The organism is Pseudomonas peradeniyensis (assembly GCF_014268935.2).
Taxonomy (GTDB): domain Bacteria; phylum Pseudomonadota; class Gammaproteobacteria; order Pseudomonadales; family Pseudomonadaceae; genus Aquipseudomonas; species Aquipseudomonas peradeniyensis.
This window is the reverse complement of the sequence record NZ_JABWRJ020000002.1, coordinates 873520-891133: the sequence shown is the minus strand read 5'-3', so window position 1 is coordinate 891133 and position 17614 is coordinate 873520. Positions and strand designations below refer to the sequence as shown.

13 protein-coding genes are annotated in these 17614 nt (G+C 65.0%); 9 read left to right on the top strand and 4 right to left on the bottom strand.

Annotation, left to right across the window (positions count from 1 at the left end):
• Window positions 1–87: 87 nt before the first annotated feature.
• Together HU751_RS13500 and HU751_RS13495 are read right to left on the bottom strand one after the other, a co-directional pair.
• The gene (locus HU751_RS13500) at window positions 88–1083 is read right to left on the bottom strand and encodes an NAD-dependent epimerase/dehydratase family protein (RefSeq protein ID WP_186731962.1); all 996 of its coding nucleotides are present in this window, start codon (window positions 1081–1083) and stop codon (window positions 88–90) included.
• A gap of 49 nt (window positions 1084–1132) precedes the next feature.
• Window positions 1133–2023, bottom strand: a complete 891-nt coding sequence (locus HU751_RS13495) for a LysR family transcriptional regulator ArgP (RefSeq protein ID WP_186713153.1) — start codon at window positions 2021–2023, stop codon at window positions 1133–1135.
• 125 nt (window positions 2024–2148) lie between these two features.
• Here HU751_RS13495 and HU751_RS13490 point away from each other — a divergent pair, with 125 nt between their 5' ends.
• The 9 genes from HU751_RS13490 to HU751_RS13450 all read left to right on the top strand — a co-directional run bounded on the left by HU751_RS13490 (window position 2149) and on the right by HU751_RS13450 (window position 15816).
• Window positions 2149–2748, top strand: coding sequence for a LysE/ArgO family amino acid transporter (locus tag HU751_RS13490; RefSeq protein ID WP_062572928.1), 600 nt, complete (start codon window positions 2149–2151; stop codon window positions 2746–2748).
• A gap of 364 nt (window positions 2749–3112) precedes the next feature.
• Entirely contained in the window at window positions 3113–3709 is a 597-nt protein-coding gene (locus HU751_RS13485) for a superoxide dismutase (protein WP_050703881.1), read from the top strand.
• Between the two features lie 321 nt (window positions 3710–4030).
• The gene (locus HU751_RS13480; protein WP_050703880.1) at window positions 4031–6082 is read left to right on the top strand and encodes a putative bifunctional diguanylate cyclase/phosphodiesterase; all 2052 of its coding nucleotides are present in this window, start codon (window positions 4031–4033) and stop codon (window positions 6080–6082) included.
• A gap of 158 nt (window positions 6083–6240) precedes the next feature.
• On the top strand, window positions 6241–7578 hold the full coding sequence (locus HU751_RS13475; protein WP_186731961.1) for an imelysin family protein: 1338 nt from the start codon (window positions 6241–6243) through the stop codon (window positions 7576–7578).
• A gap of 296 nt (window positions 7579–7874) precedes the next feature.
• Window positions 7875–9296 carry a di-heme oxidoreductase family protein gene (locus tag HU751_RS13470; protein ID WP_186731960.1) on the top strand — a complete coding sequence of 474 codons (1422 nt, stop codon included), beginning with the start codon at window positions 7875–7877 and terminating at the stop codon, window positions 9294–9296.
• Window positions 9297–9315: 19 nt separating this feature from the next.
• Window positions 9316–10380 carry an imelysin family protein gene (locus tag HU751_RS13465; protein WP_186731959.1) on the top strand — a complete coding sequence of 355 codons (1065 nt, stop codon included), beginning with the start codon at window positions 9316–9318 and terminating at the stop codon, window positions 10378–10380.
• Window positions 10381–10382: 2 nt separating this feature from the next.
• Window positions 10383–11480, top strand: coding sequence for a DUF1513 domain-containing protein (locus HU751_RS13460; protein WP_050703876.1), 1098 nt, complete (start codon window positions 10383–10385; stop codon window positions 11478–11480).
• Between the two features lie 141 nt (window positions 11481–11621).
• Window positions 11622–12764 carry an efflux RND transporter periplasmic adaptor subunit gene (locus HU751_RS13455; protein WP_186731958.1) on the top strand — a complete coding sequence of 381 codons (1143 nt, stop codon included), beginning with the start codon at window positions 11622–11624 and terminating at the stop codon, window positions 12762–12764.
• Window positions 12765–12777: 13 nt separating this feature from the next.
• Window positions 12778–15816: a multidrug efflux RND transporter permease subunit gene (locus HU751_RS13450; RefSeq protein ID WP_186731957.1), complete on the top strand. Its 3039-nt coding sequence runs from the start codon at window positions 12778–12780 to the stop codon at window positions 15814–15816.
• An 866-nt stretch (window positions 15817–16682) separates the two neighbouring features.
• Here the strand turns inward: HU751_RS13450 and HU751_RS26830 are convergent.
• Window positions 16683–16913: a hypothetical protein gene (locus tag HU751_RS26830; RefSeq protein ID WP_050703873.1), complete on the bottom strand. Its 231-nt coding sequence runs from the start codon at window positions 16911–16913 to the stop codon at window positions 16683–16685.
• Window positions 16910–17611, bottom strand: a complete 702-nt coding sequence (locus tag HU751_RS13445; protein WP_186731956.1) for a lipopolysaccharide kinase InaA family protein — start codon at window positions 17609–17611, stop codon at window positions 16910–16912. Before HU751_RS13445 ends, HU751_RS26830 begins: the two co-directional genes overlap by 4 nt.
• Window positions 17612–17614: the final 3 nt, after the last annotated feature.

Below are 17614 nucleotides of genomic sequence, written 5' to 3'. Positions count from 1 at the left end.
GGGTGCATTCAACCGCGGTGGTAGCAAAGAGACATGAGTATAAACCGCCTGGGCGGCGCACTGATGACCATCATCCCGCCCACAGGTTCAGCGTTGCCCCGCCTGCGCCTGCCACCAGCCACAGAATTCATCCAGCGCGGACCACACATCGGCCTTGGGCCGGTAGTCCAGGTACTGCCGGGCGCGACTGATATCCAGGGTGAAATCGCTGCTCATCACCTGCACCGCCGTGCGGCTCAGGGTCGGCTGCGGGCGCCCGGGCCAGAGCAGGCAGGCGGCCTCGTTGAGCGCGGCCAGACCGTAGACCAGGCTTGGGGAGCGGTAGCGGGTAACCTGCGGCAGTTGCATGCGACGCATTACATAGTTGACCACGTCCCACAGCGGCAAGGGCTGGCCGTTGCTGATGTTGTAGGCCTGGCCGAGCGCCTGCTCCTCGGCGAACAACGCACTGAGCAACGCCTCGTTGAGGTTGTGCACACTGGTGAAGTCGACCTTGTTCAGGCCATTGCCGATGATCGCCACGCGCCCCTTGGCCTGCATGCGCATCAGCCGTGGGAAAATGCTCGCGTCGCCGGCACCGGTGACGAAACGCGGGCGCAGCGCCAACACTTCCAGGCCGAACTCCTGGGCGCCGAATACCTTCTGCTCGGCCAGGTGCTTGGTCAGCGCGTAATGGTCATGGAAGCGGCGCGGTACCTGGTCCTCGCGGATATCCAGGCGTGAACGGCCGGTGAAGTAGATCGACGGCGACGACAGGTGCACCAGGCGCCGCACATGCTCCTTGATGCAGCCCTCGACCACGTTTTCGGTCAGCACCACGTTGCCCTGGTGGAAGTCCTGGTAGCGGCCCCAGGTGCCCACGGCGCCGGCGCAATGCACCACCGCGTCCACGCCCTGGCACAGGCGCCGGGCCAGCTCGGCATCACCCAGGTCGCCCGGAATGAACTGCGCCCCGCGCTTGACCAGGTGTTCCACGCCCTCCGCCCGCCGGCCATTGACCCGCACCTCCAGGCCCTGCTCCAGGGCAAAGCGCGCAAAGCGCCCGCCGATGAAGCCGCTCGCGCCGGTGACCAGAATTCGCATGTAAGACTCCGCCTTGCCAGATTTCGGATGCAACTGACGCCCGATGTGCCTACAAGGGCACCAGCCACTGTCGCGCCGAATGGCGCAGGTGGTCGGTCAGCTGGGCGAGCAACTGCCCGCCATTGCGCCAATGATGCCAGTACAGCGGTACATCGATGGGAGTATCGGCGCAGATTTCCACCAGCTCGCCACGGGCCAGCTGCTCGGCCACCTGCCGCTCCGGCACCAGCCCCCAGCCCAAGCCAGCCTCGGTCATGCGCAGGAAACCTTCGGACGAGGGACACAGGTGATGCAGGAAACCCTCCTGCACGCCCAGCGACGCCAGGTAGCGATGCTGGAGAAAATCGTCCGGCCCGAACACGATCGCCGGAGCACGGGCCAACCGCTCGACCGCGAAGCCCTGGGGGAAGTAGCGCGCCATGAACGCGGGGCTGGCCAGCGCCCGGTAGCGCATCGACCCCAGAGGCAGGCTGCGCGCTCCGGCCACGGGACGTTCGCTGCCACACAGGCACGCCGCCACCTCGCCTGCGCGCATGCGCTTGAGGCCGACTTCCTGGTCCTCGACCACCAAATCGAGCAAGACCTGCTGCTGCGCGCAGAAAGCGCCCACGGCACCTGCCCACCAGGTCGCCAGGCTGTCGGCGTTGAGGGCGATGCGCAGGCGCTCGGGCATGCCCTCCTCGTCCAGCGCTGGCACCTGGCGCTGCAGGTCGCGCTCGAGCAGGCGCACCTGCTGCACATGGTTGAGCAACTGCCGCCCGACCTCAGTCGGGCTCGGTGGCGTGGCGCGCACCAGCACCGGCTGGCCGACCCGCGCCTCGAGCAGCTTGATGCGTTGCGAGATGGCCGATTGCGACAGCCCCAGCACCTGGGCGGCGCGCTCGAAACCGCCTTGTTCGATCACCGCGGCGAGGGCGGCGAGCAGCTTGTAGTCGAACATCGATTTCTCTAATGACTGATCAGCTCTATTTGTTTTTCTTATACCGCCGCAGCCGCCACAATGGCTACATCTTTCTTGTTGATCCGCGCCGATGTCCGCATCGGTGCCAGTGGAGTGTTCCCGCTATGTGGCAAAGCTATCTCAACGGCATGCTGGTGGCCTTCGGCCTGATCATGGCCATCGGCGCGCAGAACGCCTTCGTCCTGGCGCAGAGCTTGCGCCGCGAGCATCACCTGCCGGTGGCGGCGCTGTGCGTGGTCTGCGACGCGCTGCTGGTCGCCGCCGGGGTGTTCGGCCTGGCCACCGTGCTGGCGCACAACCCCACGCTGCTGGCCGTGGCCCGGTGGGGCGGCGCGGTGTTCCTGATCTGGTACGGCGCCAAGGCCCTGCGCAGCGCGTTTTCCAAGCAGAGCCTGCAGCACCGGGAAGGCCAGGGCATGCGCTCGCGTCGTGCGGTGTTGCTGAGCGCGCTGGCGGTGACCCTGCTCAACCCACATGTGTACCTGGACACCGTGCTGCTGATCGGCTCCCTCGGCGCCCAGCAGACCGTGCCCGGCGCCTATGTAGCCGGCGCCGCCAGTGCCTCGCTGGTGTGGTTCTCGACCCTGGCAATCGGCGCCGCCTGGCTGGCGCCGTGGCTGGCACGCCCGGCGACCTGGCGCATGCTCGACCTGATGGTGGCGGTAATGATGTTCGCGGTGGCGGCGCAGTTGATCTTCAACTGAATACACCAGATCACCAGCGTGGGAGCGGGCTTGCCCCGCGATGCGGTGCCTGGCACCGGCTGTGCCGGTGTTCGCGGGGCAAGCCCGCTCCCACGCTGGTAATGCTTGCAACTCTGCTTCCTGCTCGAATGCGTATCCCGATGGACTGATGACCGTCTGCGGCAATGCTCCTGGCTGACCACCGGTCGGCCCCCGCCAACCGCTCTGGAACCTCTATTCCCCACAGATGTTGCGTGGTTAAGCGCCCAGGCCGGTGCTATGATCCAGCCCTTGCGTCGCAAAGGGTACAAACTCGCCGACGCTCATCAGGCCACCCGTGAGGCCTGGCGCAAACCGCAAACAGACCTGAATCAGGAGATCCACCATGGCTTTTGAATTGCCGCCGCTGCCGTACGCCCACGATGCCCTGCAGCCGCACATCTCCAAGGAAACCCTGGAGTTTCACCACGACAAGCACCACAACACCTATGTCGTGAACCTGAACAACCTGGTCCCAGGCACCGAATTCGAAGGCAAGACCCTGGAAGAGATCGTCAAGAGCTCTTCGGGCGGCATCTTCAACAACGCAGCCCAAGTCTGGAACCACACCTTCTACTGGAACTGCCTGTCGCCAAACGGCGGCGGCCAGCCGACCGGCGCCCTGGCCGAGGCCATCACCGCCGCCTTCGGTTCGTTCGACAAGTTCAAGGAAGAGTTCACCAAGACTTCGGTCGGCACCTTCGGCTCCGGCTGGGGCTGGCTGGTGAAGAAGGCCGACGGCTCCCTGGCCCTGGCCAGCACCATCGGCGCCGGCTGCCCGCTGACCAGCGGCGACACCCCGCTGCTGACCTGCGACGTCTGGGAACACGCCTACTACATCGACTACCGCAACCTGCGTCCGAAGTACGTCGAGGCGTTCTGGAACCTGGTCAACTGGACCTTCGTTGCCGAGCAGTTCGAAGGCAAGACCTTCAAGGCCTGATTGTTCGCCTTGAATGCAAAAGACCCGGCCTGAGTGCCGGGTTTTTTGTTGCCTGGCATGACACCGTCGCATTCGGCAACGACATACCTGACAGAAATGTTTGCAACCGATCCGCGCGCTCTTGCTCAGACCGCATAGCGCGCTAACATCAACCATCTGGAAAGTTGACGCAGCGCACTCAAGTCGCATGACCGTTCGACCGATACAGAGCCAAGGACAATTCCGTCGACGGACGGGTTGCCTGCCGGGGTATCAGGTCGATAGTCTCCCGCCATGGTTGATGGCAAAATAATGGCATGCGCATGGATTAAGGAAACCCCATTGAAGCTGGAATTTCGAAACAGCTTATCGGTCAAGCTGCTGAGGGTCGTACTGCTCTCGGCGCTGGCTGTCGGCGTCGTACTCAGCTGTGCGCAGATCGTCTATGACGCCTACAAGACCCGCCAGTCCGTGAACAACGATGCCCAGCGCATCCTCGACATGTTCCGCGACCCCTCGACCCAGGCGGTGTACAGCCTCGACCGGGAAATGGGCATGCAGGTGATGGAAGGCCTGTTCCAGGACGAGTCGGTGCGCATGGCCTCCATCGGCCACCCCAACGAAACCATGCTGGCGGAAAAATCCCGGCCGCTACAGGACATGTCCATGCGCTGGCTGACCGACCTGATCCTCGGCCAGGAGCGTACCTACACCACGCAACTGGTCGGTCGCGGCCCGTACAGCGAGTATTACGGCGACCTGAGCATCACCCTCGACACCTCCTCCTACGGCGAGGACTTCCTGATCAACGCCGTGATCATCTTCATCTCCGGCGTGCTCAGGGCACTGGCCATGGGCCTGGTGCTGTACCTGGTGTACCACTGGCTGCTGACCAAGCCTCTGTCGAAGATCATCGACCACCTGACCCAGATAAACCCAGACCGCCCCAGCCAGCACCAGATCCCGCAACTCAAGGGCCACGAGCGCAACGAGCTGGGCCTCTGGGTCAACACCGCCAACCAGCTGCTGGCCTCCATCGAGCGTAACACCCACCTGCGTCACGAGGCCGAGAACAGCCTGCAGCGCATGGCCCAGTACGACTTCCTCACCGGCCTGCCCAACCGCCAGCAGTTGCAGCAGCAACTGGACAAGATCCTGGACGACGGTGGCCGCCTGCAACGCCGCGTCGCCGTCTTGTGCGTGGGTCTGGACGACTTCAAGGGCATCAACGAGCAGTTCAGCTACCAGGTCGGCGACCAGCTGCTGCTGGCCCTGGCCGACCGCCTGCGCGCCCACAGCGGCCGCCTCGGCGCCCTGGCGCGGCTGGGTGGCGACCAGTTCGCCCTGGTCCAGGCCAACATCGAACAGCCCTACGAAGCCGCCGAACTGGCCCAGAGCATCCTCGACGACCTCGAGGCGCCCTTCGACCTCGACCACCAGCAGATCCGCCTGCGCGCCACCATCGGCATCACCCTGTTCCCCGAGGACGGCGACAGCACCGAGAAGCTGCTGCAGAAGGCCGAGCAGACCATGACCCTGGCCAAGGCCCGCTCGCGCAACCGCTACCAGTTCTACATCGCCAGCGTCGACAGCGAGATGCGCCGCCGCCGCGAGCTGGAAAAAGACCTGCGCGAAGCCCTGCCGCGCAACCAGCTGTACCTGGTGTACCAGCCGCAGATCAGCTACCGCGACCACCGCGTGGTCGGCGTCGAGGCGCTGCTGCGCTGGCAGCACCCGGAGCTGGGCATGGTCCCGCCCGACCAGTTCATCCCCCTGGCCGAGCAGAACGGCAGCATCATCAGCATCGGCGAATGGGTACTCGACCAGGCTTGCCGACAACTGCGCGAATGGCACGACCAGGGCTTCAGCGAGCTGCGCATGGCAGTCAACCTGTCCACCGTGCAACTGCACCACAACGAGCTGCCGCGGGTGGTCAACAACCTGCTGCAGGCCTACCGCCTGCCGCCGCGCAGCCTGGAACTGGAAGTCACCGAGACCGGCCTGATGGAAGACATCAGCACCGCCGCCCAGCACCTGCTGAGCCTGCGTCGCTCCGGCGCCTTGATCGCCATCGACGACTTCGGCACCGGTTATTCCTCGCTCAGCTACCTGAAATCGCTGCCGCTGGACAAGATCAAGATCGACAAGAGCTTCGTCCAGGACCTGCTCGACGATGACGACGACGCCACCATCGTTCGCGCCATCATCCAGCTGGGCAAGAGCCTGGGCATGCAGGTGATCGCCGAAGGCGTCGAGACCGCCGAACAGGAGAGCTACATCATCGCCCAGGGCTGCCACGAGGGTCAGGGCTACCACTACAGCAAGCCGTTGTCCGCGCGCGAACTGACCAGTTTCCTCAAACAGGCGCAACGCAACCAGGTTTCCGCCCTGTAGGCCCCGCCGGCCTTGGCGGTGAAGACGAACGGGCGTTTGCATGAAATGCGCGCCCGGCTCTTTACAGCAAATGCAAATCTTTCGCATGATGTGGCGGTTTCGCGTGCCACGGCGCACGGTCCACCCTTGGTCCAACCACACGACGCAGGAAACCAACAATGATTCGAATGCCTCTGGCCTCCGCCAGTCTGCTGGCCATCGCCATCGCCCTCGCCGGTTGCGGCGAAGGCAAGGACGACAAGGCCGCCGCACCGCAAGCCCAGGCACCTGCCGCCGCCAGCAGCACCGCCGCGGCGCCAGGGGCTGTCGATGAAGCGGCCGCCAAGGCCGTGGTCAAGCACTACGCCGACATGGTCCATGCCGTGTACAGCGACTCGCTGAGCACCGCCAAGCAACTGCAGACCGCCGTCGATGCGTTCCTGGCCAAGCCCAACGACCAGACCCTGAAGGCCGCCCGTGACGCCTGGGTCGCCTCGCGCGTGCCGTACCTGCAGAGCGAAGTGTTCCGCTTCGGCAACACCATCATCGACGACTGGGAAGGCCAGGTGAACGCCTGGCCCCTGGACGAAGGCCTGATCGACTACGTCGACAAGAGCTACGAGCACGCCCTGGGCAACCCGGCGGCCAACGCCAACATCATCGCCAACACCGAGATCCAGGTCGGCGAAGACAAGATCGACGTCAAGGACATCACCCCCGAGAAGCTCGCCACCCTCAACGAGCTGGGCGGCTCGGAGGCCAACGTCGCCACCGGTTACCACGCCATCGAGTTCCTGCTCTGGGGCCAGGACCTCAATGGCACCGGCCCGGGCGCGGGCAACCGTCCGGCTTCCGACTACCTGGAGGGCAAGGGCGCCACGGGCGGCCACAACGACCGTCGTCGTGCCTACCTGAAAGCGGTCACCGACCTGCTGGTCAAGGACCTCGAAGAGATGGTCGGCAACTGGGCGCCGAACGTCGCCGACAACTACCGCGCCACCCTCGAAGGCGAGCCGGCCAACGACGGCCTGCGCAAGATGCTGTTCGGCATGGGCAGCCTGTCCCTTGGTGAACTGGCCGGCGAGCGCATGAAGGTCTCGCTGGAAGCCAACTCGCCGGAAGACGAGCACGACTGCTTCAGCGACAACACCCACTACTCGCACTTCTACGACGCCAAGGGCATCCGCAACGTCTACCTGGGCGAGTACACCCGTGTCGACGGCACCAAGCTGAGCGGCCCGAGCCTGTCGTCGCTGGTGGCCAAGGCCGACCCGGCCACCGACGCCACCCTCAAGGCCGACCTGGAAGCCACCGAGGCCAAGATCCAGGTGATCGTCGACCACGCCCTCAAGGGCGAGCACTACGACCAGCTGATCGCCGCCGACAACGCCGCCGGCAACCAGATCGTGCGTGACGCCATCGCCTCGCTGGTCAAGCAGACCGGCGCGATCGAGCAGGCCGCGGGCAAGCTGGGCATCGACAACCTGAACCCGGATACCGCCGATCACGAGTTCTGATCAGCGTCGCGGTTCAGCAGAGGCGGCCTTCGGGCCGCCTTTTTTATTTCCTGGGCTACATCGCCCCCTGTAGGAGCGGCCTTGTGCCGCGAAAGGGCTGCAACGCAGCCCCGGCAGTTTCTGCATCAGCGCCGAAACCCCGGGGCCGCTTCGCGGCCCTTTCGCGGCACAAGGCCGCTCCTACCAATAGGCCAGCTGACATCGATTTCATCCAGCAATTGCAAATTGCTCTTATTCAATCACCCCCGGCCTGATAAGCTTGCACGCCGGTTTTTCGCCCATGCCCAGGATCCTCGATGTCCTTGCTCCGCCTAAGCCCCCTGCTGCTGGCCCTCGCCCTCGCCGCCTGTGACGACGCTCCGCGTTTCACCCAGGCCGAGCCCGGCGAAGCCCTCTCCGGCGGCAAGGCCACGGTGCAACGCAGCGACCGCAACGCCTATTCACTGCCCTCGGCCAACCTCACCCCCGAGCGGCGCCTGGATTTCGCCGTGGGCAACAGCTTCTTTCGCAACCCCTGGGTGATCGCCCCCTCCACCACCACCGCCCGCGATGGCCTCGGCCCGTTGTTCAACACCAACGCCTGCCAGAACTGCCACGTGCGCGACGGGCGCGGCCATCCGCCGGAGCCGGACGACAGCAACGCGGTGTCGATGCTGGTGCGCCTGTCGATCCCCGACCAGCCCTACTACGCCCGTGAGATCGAGCGCCTGGGCGTGGTCCCCGAACCGGTCTACGGCACCCAGCTGCAGGACATGGCCATCCCCGGCGTGGCCCCGGAAGGCAAGGTGCGGGTGAGTTACGACAACCACAGCGTCACCTTCAAGGACGGCCATCAGGTCGAACTGCGCCGCCCGACCCTGCAGATCACCCAGCTCGGCTACGGCCCGCTGCACCCGGACACCCGCTTCTCGGCCCGGGTCGCCCCGCCGATGATCGGCCTGGGCCTGCTCGAAGCCATCCCCGAGGCCGACCTGCTGGCCAACGAGGACCCGGACGACCTCAACCGCGACGGCATCCGCGGCCGCGCCAACCGGGTCTGGGACGATGCCCAGGGCAAGACCGTGGTCGGCCGCTTCGGCTGGAAGGCCGGGCAGCCCAACGTCAACCAGCAGAACGTGCACGCCTTTGCCGGCGACATGGGCCTGACCACCACCCTGCTGCCAAAGGACGACTGCACCGCGGCGCAGGTCGATTGCCTGGCAGCGCCCAGCGGCGACGGCCAGGGTGGCGAGAAGGAAGTCAGCGACAACATCCTGCGCCTGGTCACCTTCTACACCCGCAACCTCGCCGTGCCGGCCCGACGTAACGTCGATGCGCCGCAGGTGCTGGCGGGCAAGAACCTGTTCTACCAGGCCGGCTGCCAGGGCTGCCACACGCCGCAGTTCACCACCGCCGCCGATGCGTCAGAGCCGGAACTGGCCGGCCAGGTGATCCGCCCCTACAGCGACCTGCTGCTGCACGACATGGGCCCGGGCCTGAGCGACGAGCGCACCGAGTTCGCCGCCAATGGCCAGGACTGGCGCACCCCGCCACTGTGGGGCATCGGTCTGAGCGAAACCGTCAGCGGCCACAGCCAGTTCCTCCACGACGGTCGCGCCCGCAACCTGCTCGAAGCCGTGCTCTGGCACGGTGGCGAGGCCCAGGCGGCGCGCGATCACGTACTGACCTTCAATGCCGAGCAGCGCGCCGCGCTGCTGGCGTTCCTGAATTCACTTTAAACCGCACAAGGAGCCGGGCATGTTCCGACCCAAACTGTTGTTCACCAGCCTCGCCGCACTCGCCCTCGGCGCCTGCTCGCCACAAGACCCGCAGGCTGTGACCTCCGCGGCCATCGCCAAGCAGGTGATCCTGCCGACCTACAGCCGCTGGGTCGAGGCCGACCGGCAGCTGGCCGCCAGCGCCCTGGCCTACTGCGAAGGCAAACAGTCCCTGGAGACCGCCCGCGCCGACTTCCTCAACGCGCAGAAGGCCTGGGCCGAGCTGCAGCCGTTGCTGGTCGGCCCGCTGGCCGAGGGCAACCGCCCGTGGCAGGTACAGTTCTGGCCAGACAAGAAGAACCTGGTCGGTCGCCAGGTCGAGCAGCTGGTCAACGGCGAACAGGCGGTCACCGCCGAGTCGCTGGGCAAGGCCAGCGTCGTGGTGCGTGGCCTGTCGGCCTACGAATACATCCTGTTCGACAGCAAGCCGGACATCGCCAGCGCCGAGCAGAAGGCCCGCTACTGCCCGCTGCTGGTGGCCATCGGTGAACACCAGAAGGCCCTGGCCGAGGAGATCCTCAAGGGCTGGAACAGCACCGACGGCATGCTGTCGCAGATGACCAAGTTCCCCAACCAGCGCTACGCCGACTCCCACGAGGCGATCGCCGACCTGCTGCGGGCCCAGGTCACCGCCCTGGACACCCTGAAGAAGAAGCTCGGCGCGCCGATGGGCCGGCAGAGCAAGGGAATCGCGCAGCCGCTGCAGGCCGAAGCCTGGCGCAGTCACTCGTCGATCAAGAGCCTGGAAGCCTCGCTCAAGGCCGCCCAGACGGTCTGGGTCGGGGTCGACAACCAGGGCCTGCGCGGCCTGCTGGGCAAGGACCAGGCGGCACTGGCGCAAAAGATCGACGACGCCTACGCTGCGGCGATCACGCTGCTGGCCGACAACCAGAAGACCCTGGGCGAGCTGCTGGTCGACGACGCCGGCAAGCAGACCCTCAACCAGATCTACGACGCGCTCAACGTCGTCCACCGCCTGCACGAAGGCGAGCTGGCCAAGGCGTTGAACATCCAGCTGGGCTTCAATGCCAACGACGGTGACTGATCATGCTGCGACGCCAGGCCCTGAAACTCGGTAGCGTGTTGCTCAGCGCCCTGACCCTGGGCGGCTGGAGCCTGTTCCGCGGCAAAGGCAGCGAACCTTTGCTGCTGTCGGCGCGCGACGACGGCGACGGCAAGCACTACGCCGTGGGCTTTCGCCTGGACGGCACCCAGGTGTTCAGCACCCAGGTGGCCCAGCGTTGCCATGCGATCATCAACCACCCGACGCTGCCGATCGCCTTGTTCGTCGCGCGCCGGCCCGGTACCGAGAGCTACCTGGTCGACCTGCGCGACGGCCGGCTGCTGCAGACCCTCGCCTCGCAAGCGCAGCGGCACTTCTACGGCCATGCGGTGATCCACAAGGACGGCGAGTGGCTGTACACCACCGAGAACGACACCACCGACCCCGGCCGCGGCGTCCTGGGCGTCTATCGGTTCGAAGGCGAACGTCTGGTGCACAGCGGCGAGCTTTCCACCCACGGCATCGGCCCTCATGAGGTGGCCTGGCTGCCCGACGGCGAGACCCTGGTGGTGGCCAACGGCGGTATCCGCACCGAGGCCGAGAGCCGGGTGGAAATGAACCTTGACGCGATGGAGCCGAGCCTGGTGCTGATGCAGCGCGACGGCACCCTGCTGAGCAAGGAGACGCTGGCCCAGCAGATGAACAGCGTGCGCCACCTGGCGGTGGGCGACGATGGCACCATCGCCGCCTGCCAGCAGTTCATGGGTGGCTCGGAAGAGACCGCCGAGCTGCTGGCGATCAAGCGACCGGGGGAGCCGTTCAAGGCCTTCCCGGTGCCGGAGCGCCAGCTCCAGTCGATGGCCCAGTACACCGCCAGCGTCGCCATCCACAGCGACCTGCGCCTGGTGGCCTTGACCGCGCCACGGGCCAATCGCCTGTTCATCTGGGACCTCGACAGCGGCGCGGTGAAGCTCGACGCGCCGATGCCCGATTGCGCTGGGGTCGGGGCAGTGAAGGATGGCTTCGTCGTTACCTCCGGGCAGGGGCGTTGCCGGTTCTACGATTGCCGCAAGGCGGAGCTGATCGGCCAGCCGATGAACCTGCCTTCGGGCTTCTGGGATAACCACCTGCATCTGGTCTGATTTGTCGTAAAAGCTATCGCGGGGCAAGTTTATCCCTCCCCTTTTCGCAAAAACCGACAATACTTTCCCCCACCGCACGTGGGCCGGATCGCCCGTGGTCGTGCCCAGTGAATAACAAACCCACATCCAGGGAACCGGACCATGTTGCGCCGCCGCATGCTGATCATGTTGGCCGTCGTCCTGCTGATCGTGTTGATCCTGGGGGGCATCAAGGCCTTTTCCATCTACCAGCAGGTGCAGATGTTCTCGCAGCCCCGGCCGCCGGTAAGCGTGGCCGCGGCCCAGGCCGAGCTGCGCCAGTGGCAGGAGCGCCTGCCGGCGGTCGGCAGTCTCAAGGCCTATCAAGGCGTGGAGCTGAGCCTGGAAGTCGCCGGCACGGTGAAGTCGCTGCACTTCGAGTCCGGGCAACAGGTGAAGGCCGGCCAGTTGTTGCTGCAACTGGACAGCGACCAGGAAACCGCCCTGCTCGGCACCGCCCAGGCCGACCTGGGGCTGGCCAAGGTCGACTTCGGCCGGGGCAGCCAGCTGGTCGGTGATTCAGCCATCTCCCGCGGCGAGTTCGACCGCCTCACCACCCAGTACCGGCGTAACCAGGCAGTGGTCGAACAGCTCAAGGCCTCGCTGGCGAAAAAGAGCATCAGCGCCCCGTTCAGCGGCACCATCGGCATCCGCCAGGTGGACGTCGGTGCCTACCTGGCCAGCGGCACGGTGATCGCCACCCTGCAGGACCTGTCCAGCCTCTACGTCGATTTCAATGTGCCCGAGCAGGCACTGCCGCACCTGAGCCTCGGACAACGGGTGCTGGCACAGGTGGCCGCCTACCCCGACCAGACCTTCCCCGCCAGCCTCAGCGCGATCAACCCCAAGGTCGAGGAAAGCACCCGCAACCTGCTGGTCCGTGCCACCCTGGCCAACCCCGATGGCAAGCTGCTGCCGGGCATGTTCGCCAGCCTGCAAGTGCTGTTGCCCGACCCGCAGCCGCAGGTGGTGGTGCCGGAGAACGCCATCACCTACACCCTCTATGGCAACTCGGTGTACCGGGTCAGCGAGAAAAAGGGCGAGGACGGCCAGCCCCAGCGTGACGCCAACGGCCAGCCGCAGCTGATCGCCGAGCAGCTCACCGTGCAGACCGGCGAGCGCCGCGAGGGCTGGGTCGTGGTGCTCAAGGGGCTGCAGGCCGGCGATCAGGTGGTCACCGCCGGCCAGCTCAAACTGACCCCCGGCGCGGCGATCCGCATCAGCGCCGACACCGCCCTCAAGCCCGCCGCGCCCGGCGCGAAGTGAACGGGAGGCGGCCATGGCGTTCACCGACCCGTTCATCCGCCGCCCGGTGTTGGCCTGCGTGGTCAGCCTGCTGATCCTGCTGCTCGGCCTGCAGGCCTGGAGCAAGCTGCAGATCCGCCAGTACCCGCAGATGGAAAACGCCCTGATCACCGTGACCACCGCCTACCCCGGGGCCAATGCCGAGACCATCCAGGGCTACATCACCCAGCCCTTGCAGCAGAGCCTGGCCAGCGCCGACGGCATCGACTACATGACCTCGGTGAGCCGGCAGAACTTCTCGATCATTTCGGTCTACGCGCGAATCGGCGCCGACACCGACCGCCTGTTCACCCAGTTGCTGGCCAAGGCCAACGAGGTGCGCAACAAGCTGCCCCAAGACTCCGAGGACCCGGTGCTGAGCAAGGAGGCCGCCGATGCCTCGGCGCTGATGTACATCAGCTTCTACAGCAACGAGATGAGCAACCCGCAGATCACCGACTACCTGTCCCGGGTCATCCAGCCCAAGCTGGCCACCCTGCCCGGCATGGCCGAGGCCGAGATCCTCGGCAACCAGGTGTTCGCCATGCGCATCTGGATCGACCCGGTGAAACTGGCCGGCTTCGGCCTGTCGGCGGTGGACGTGACCAACGCCGTGCGCCGCTACAACTTCCTTTCCGCCGCCGGCGAGGTGAAGGGCGAGTACGTGGTCACCAGCATCAACGCCACCACCGAGCTGAAATCCGCCGAGGCCTTCGCCGCCCTGCCGGTCAAGACCAGTGGCGACAGCCGGGTGTTGCTGGGCGACGTGGCACGGGTGGAAATGGGCGCGGAAAACTATGACACGGTCAGTTCGTTCGACGGCACGCCATCGGTGTACATCGGCATCAAGGCCACGCCTGCGGCGAACCCGCTGGAGGTGATCAAGGAAGTGCGACGGATCATGCCGCAGCTGGAAGAGGAACTGCCTTCGAGCCTCAAGGTGTCCATCGCCTACGACGCCACCCTGTTCATCCAGGCGTCCATCGACGAGGTGATCAAGACCCTCGGCGAAGCGGTGCTGATCGTCATCGTCGTGGTGTTCCTGTTCCTCGGCGCCCTGCGCTCGGTGGTGATCCCGGTGGTGACCATCCCGCTGTCGATGATCGGCGTGCTGTTCTTCATGCAGATGATGGGCTACTCGCTGAACCTGCTGACGCTGCTGGCCATGGTGCTGGCCATCGGTCTGGTGGTGGACGACGCGATCGTCGTGGTGGAAAACATCCACCGTCATATCGAGGAGGGCAAGACACCCTTCGACGCAGCCCTGGAAGGCGCCCGCGAGATCGCCCTGCCGGTGGTGTCGATGACCATCACCCTGGCCGCGGTGTATGCGCCCATCGGTTTTCTCACCGGGCTGACCGGTGCCTTGTTCAAGGAGTTCGCCCTGACCCTGGCCGGGGCGGTGGTCATTTCCGGCATCGTCGCCCTCACCCTGTCGCCGATGATGTGCGCCCTGCTGTTGCGCCACGAACAGAACCCCAGTGGCCTGGCCCACCGCCTGGATCTGATCTTCGACGCGCTCAAGGTGCGCTACCAGCGCCTGCTGCACGGCACCCTGAACAGCCGCCCGGTGGTGCTGGTGTTCGCCGTGCTGATCCTGTGCCTGATCCCGGTGTTGCTGATGTTCACCCGCAACGAACTGGCGCCGGAGGAGGACCAGGGGGTGATCTTCATGATGAGCAGCTCGCCGCAGACCGCCAACCTGGACTACCTCAATGCCTACACCGACCAGTTCACACCGATCTTCAAGCGCTTCCCCGAGTACTACTCGTCGTTCCAGATCAACGGTTTCAACGGTGTGCAGAGCGGGATCGGCGGCTTCCTGCTCAAGCCCTGGAACGAGCGCGGGCGTACGCAGATGCAGTTGTTGCCGCTGGTGCAGGCCGAGCTTGAGCAGATCGGCGGCCTGCAGATCTTCGGTTTCAACCTGCCGTCGCTGCCCGGCACCGGCGAGGGCCTGCCGTTCCAGCTGGTGATCAACACCGCCGATGACTACCCGGCCCTGCTGGAGGTGGCCCAGCGGGTCAAGGAGCGCGCCCAGGCGTCGGGCAAGTTCGCCTTCCTCGACATCGACCTGGCCTTCGACAAGCCTGAGGTGGTGATCGACATCGACCGCGCCAAGGCGGCGCAGATGGGGGTGTCGATGGACACCCTGGGCAGCACCCTGGCGACCTTGCTGGGCGAGGCCGAGATCAACCGCTTCACCCTGGAGGGCCGCAGCTACAAGGTCATCGCCCAGGTCGAGCGCCCATACCGGGCCAACCCTGGCTGGCTGAACAACTACTACGTGAAGAACGAGCAGGGCCAGCTGCTGCCGCTCGCGACCCTGATCACCCTCAGCGACCGTGCCCGGCCGCGCCAGCTCAACCAGTTCCAGCAGTTGAACTCGGCGATCATCCAGGGGGTGCCGCTGGTGAGCATGGGCGAGGCGCTGGAGACCGTGCGCGCCATCGCTCGCGAGGAAGCGCCCGAGGGGTTCTCGCTGGACTATGCCGGGACGGCGCGGCAGTTCGTCCAGGAAGGCAGTGCGTTGTGGGTGACCTTCGGCCTGGCGCTGGCGATCATCTTCCTGGTGCTGGCGGCGCAGTTCGAGAGTTTTCGGGATCCGCTGGTGATTCTGGTGACGGTGCCGTTGTCGATCTGCGGGGCGTTGTTGCCTCTGTTCCTGGGAGTTTCGAGCATGAACATCTATACCCAGGTGGGGTTGGTGACCCTGATCGGGCTGATCACCAAGCATGGGATTCTGATTGTCGAGTTTGCCAATCAGCTACGGGACGAGCGGGGGCTTGGGGTACGGGAGGCGATTGAGGAAGCTGCCGCGATTCGCCTGCGGCCGGTGCTGATGACCACGGCGGCCATGGTGTTTGGCATGGTGCCCCTGATTTTGGCCTCTGGGGCCGGGGCGGTCAGCCGGTTTGATATCGGGATGGTGATTGCTACCGGGATGTCGGTTGGGACGTTGTTTACGTTGTTTGTTTTGCCTTGTATTTATAGTGTTTTGGCGCATAAGGGAGGGGTTGGTGTTCGTGGGTGATTGTTTTGGGTTTTGTATGCGCATTCATTGGCGATGGTGACGCATAGTCACCTTTCCGCCCTTACGGCGGGTCCCTTTTTGAAGGATCAAAAAGGAACCAAAAAATCCTCGCTCCATTCATCCGGCCCCTACGCTTCGCTTCGGGGTTCCCTCGCTCCGTTCTTGCTCCCGGGAGGACCGCGCTGAACGCCCCATCCTGGGGCGCAGCGCTTGACGGGCATCCATGCCCGTCACCTCCCTCCGCAAGAACTCCGCTCGGCCTCCTGAAGTCGCAATTGATGTTGCCTGGACTATCGCGCGCTTAGAAGCAAGAGCAAGAGATGCGAAGTTAGTTGTTTGACAGTTAGTTATGTATTGGCTGTTCCGGCCCTTTCGCGGGACGAGCCCGCTCCTACAGGGCTATATATAACGGCGACTATTGCGCGGGAGCTGGCTTGCCCCGCGAAACAATCGAGAGATCAACTAAAAACCAACTAGCGACAGCTGCGCCAGTCCAGGCGCCGCTCGTAACTTCGCGACTTCAGGAGGCCGAACGCAGGTCTTGCGGAGGGAGGTGACGGGCATGGATGCCCGTCAAGCGCTGGGGCCCAGGATGGGCCCTGCAGCGCGGTCCTCCCGGGAGCAAGGCCGGAGTGAGGGGACCCGGAGCGAAGCGTAGGGCCGGATGAATGGAGCGAGGATTTTTTGGTGACTTTTTGATCCTTCAAAAAGTTACCTGCCGTAAGGGCGGAAAGGTGAATAAGCGTCGACATCGCAAATGAATGCGCATAAAACTTCAAAAACAAACACCAACCAACTACGAACCCAAAATAAACAAACGCCAGAGATCCATAAACAAACCCCTGGCGCAAAACACAAAACCCACGTCAACCAAACGGCCGCAACCCCTGCCTCATCCCAAACAAGAACAACAGAAGATCATGATCCGGCTCAGCCCGCCCCCGCTCTTCCCTGGCCACCCGTGGCAACGGACATACCCCACCGACCTCAGCCTTGCTGAAGACCGTAGGCCGCGGCTGCTCCCAGGCCGCCGCCGCCGCCGTGGTCACCGCCAACGCCGCGACCAGGAATAAAGCTCGAGCGATTTCTAGTTTCATTGCTCTAAACCTTTGACCGCGCTGCCAAACGCCATTTGGTAAAAATAGAGCAAGGTCTGCCATTCCGCCTCGTTGAACGACGAGTGGCGGCGCAACTGCCGCAGGTCGTTATAGGCCGCCCGCTGGCAACTGATCCGCCGCCGGCACTTCTCCAGGTCCAGCAACGCCACCTCCACCCGCGCCTGCTCGCCCTCGCCCAGCACCTTGACGAACACATGCTTGCCGTACAGGCAACCATGCTGCCAATGTCCCAGGTGCATCCGCGCCAGGTTGTCGGCCAAGTCCTTGAGCATCCGTTCGTGCACCGCCTGCGGGTAATGCTCACGAGCCCCGGAGGCATGCCAGGCATCGAGTTCGACGAAGCCCTCCAGCGCCTCACTGACCAGCAACGCCCGCCACTGATGATCCGCGTCCCGCTCGGCCCCGGCATAGACGATCCGCGGTACCCGCACGCCCAGTTGCTCGAAACTGTTCAGCGCATCGAGTTCGCGCAACACCGTGGGTCGCCCGAACGGATGCAGCAGGCTGCGGTAGATGTGCCCGACCTGACGTTTGGCATACAGCAGATGCCCATCACCGTCGCTCAGGCGCTGCACGCCACTCTCGCCACCACGCCGCTGGTTGGGCTCCTCGACCCATTCCCCCTGCTGCTGCCAGTAGTAGTCGAACTGCCTGGACTGATTCTGGGCTACCGCCATCAC

Excerpts from the sequence above, each read along its gene's own strand:
- HU751_RS13500 (WP_186731962.1), bottom strand. The coding sequence starts at position 1,083 with ATGCGAATTCTGGTCACCGGCGCGAGCGGCTTCATCGGCGGGCGCTTT.
- HU751_RS13495 (WP_186713153.1), bottom strand. The coding sequence starts at position 2,023 with ATGTTCGACTACAAGCTGCTCGCCGCCCTCGCCGCGGTGATCGAACAA.
- HU751_RS13490 (WP_062572928.1), top strand. The coding sequence starts at position 2,149 with ATGTGGCAAAGCTATCTCAACGGCATGCTGGTGGCCTTCGGCCTGATC.
- HU751_RS13485 (WP_050703881.1), top strand. The coding sequence starts at position 3,113 with ATGGCTTTTGAATTGCCGCCGCTGCCGTACGCCCACGATGCCCTGCAG.
- HU751_RS13475 (WP_186731961.1), top strand. The coding sequence starts at position 6,241 with ATGATTCGAATGCCTCTGGCCTCCGCCAGTCTGCTGGCCATCGCCATC.
- HU751_RS13470 (WP_186731960.1), top strand. The coding sequence starts at position 7,875 with ATGTCCTTGCTCCGCCTAAGCCCCCTGCTGCTGGCCCTCGCCCTCGCC.
- HU751_RS13465 (WP_186731959.1), top strand. The coding sequence starts at position 9,316 with ATGTTCCGACCCAAACTGTTGTTCACCAGCCTCGCCGCACTCGCCCTC.
- HU751_RS13460 (WP_050703876.1), top strand. The coding sequence starts at position 10,383 with ATGCTGCGACGCCAGGCCCTGAAACTCGGTAGCGTGTTGCTCAGCGCC.
- HU751_RS13455 (WP_186731958.1), top strand. The coding sequence starts at position 11,622 with ATGTTGCGCCGCCGCATGCTGATCATGTTGGCCGTCGTCCTGCTGATC.
- HU751_RS13450 (WP_186731957.1), top strand. The coding sequence starts at position 12,778 with ATGGCGTTCACCGACCCGTTCATCCGCCGCCCGGTGTTGGCCTGCGTG.
- HU751_RS26830 (WP_050703873.1), bottom strand. The coding sequence starts at position 16,913 with ATGAAACTAGAAATCGCTCGAGCTTTATTCCTGGTCGCGGCGTTGGCG.
- HU751_RS13445 (WP_186731956.1), bottom strand. The coding sequence starts at position 17,611 with ATGGCGGTAGCCCAGAATCAGTCCAGGCAGTTCGACTACTACTGGCAG.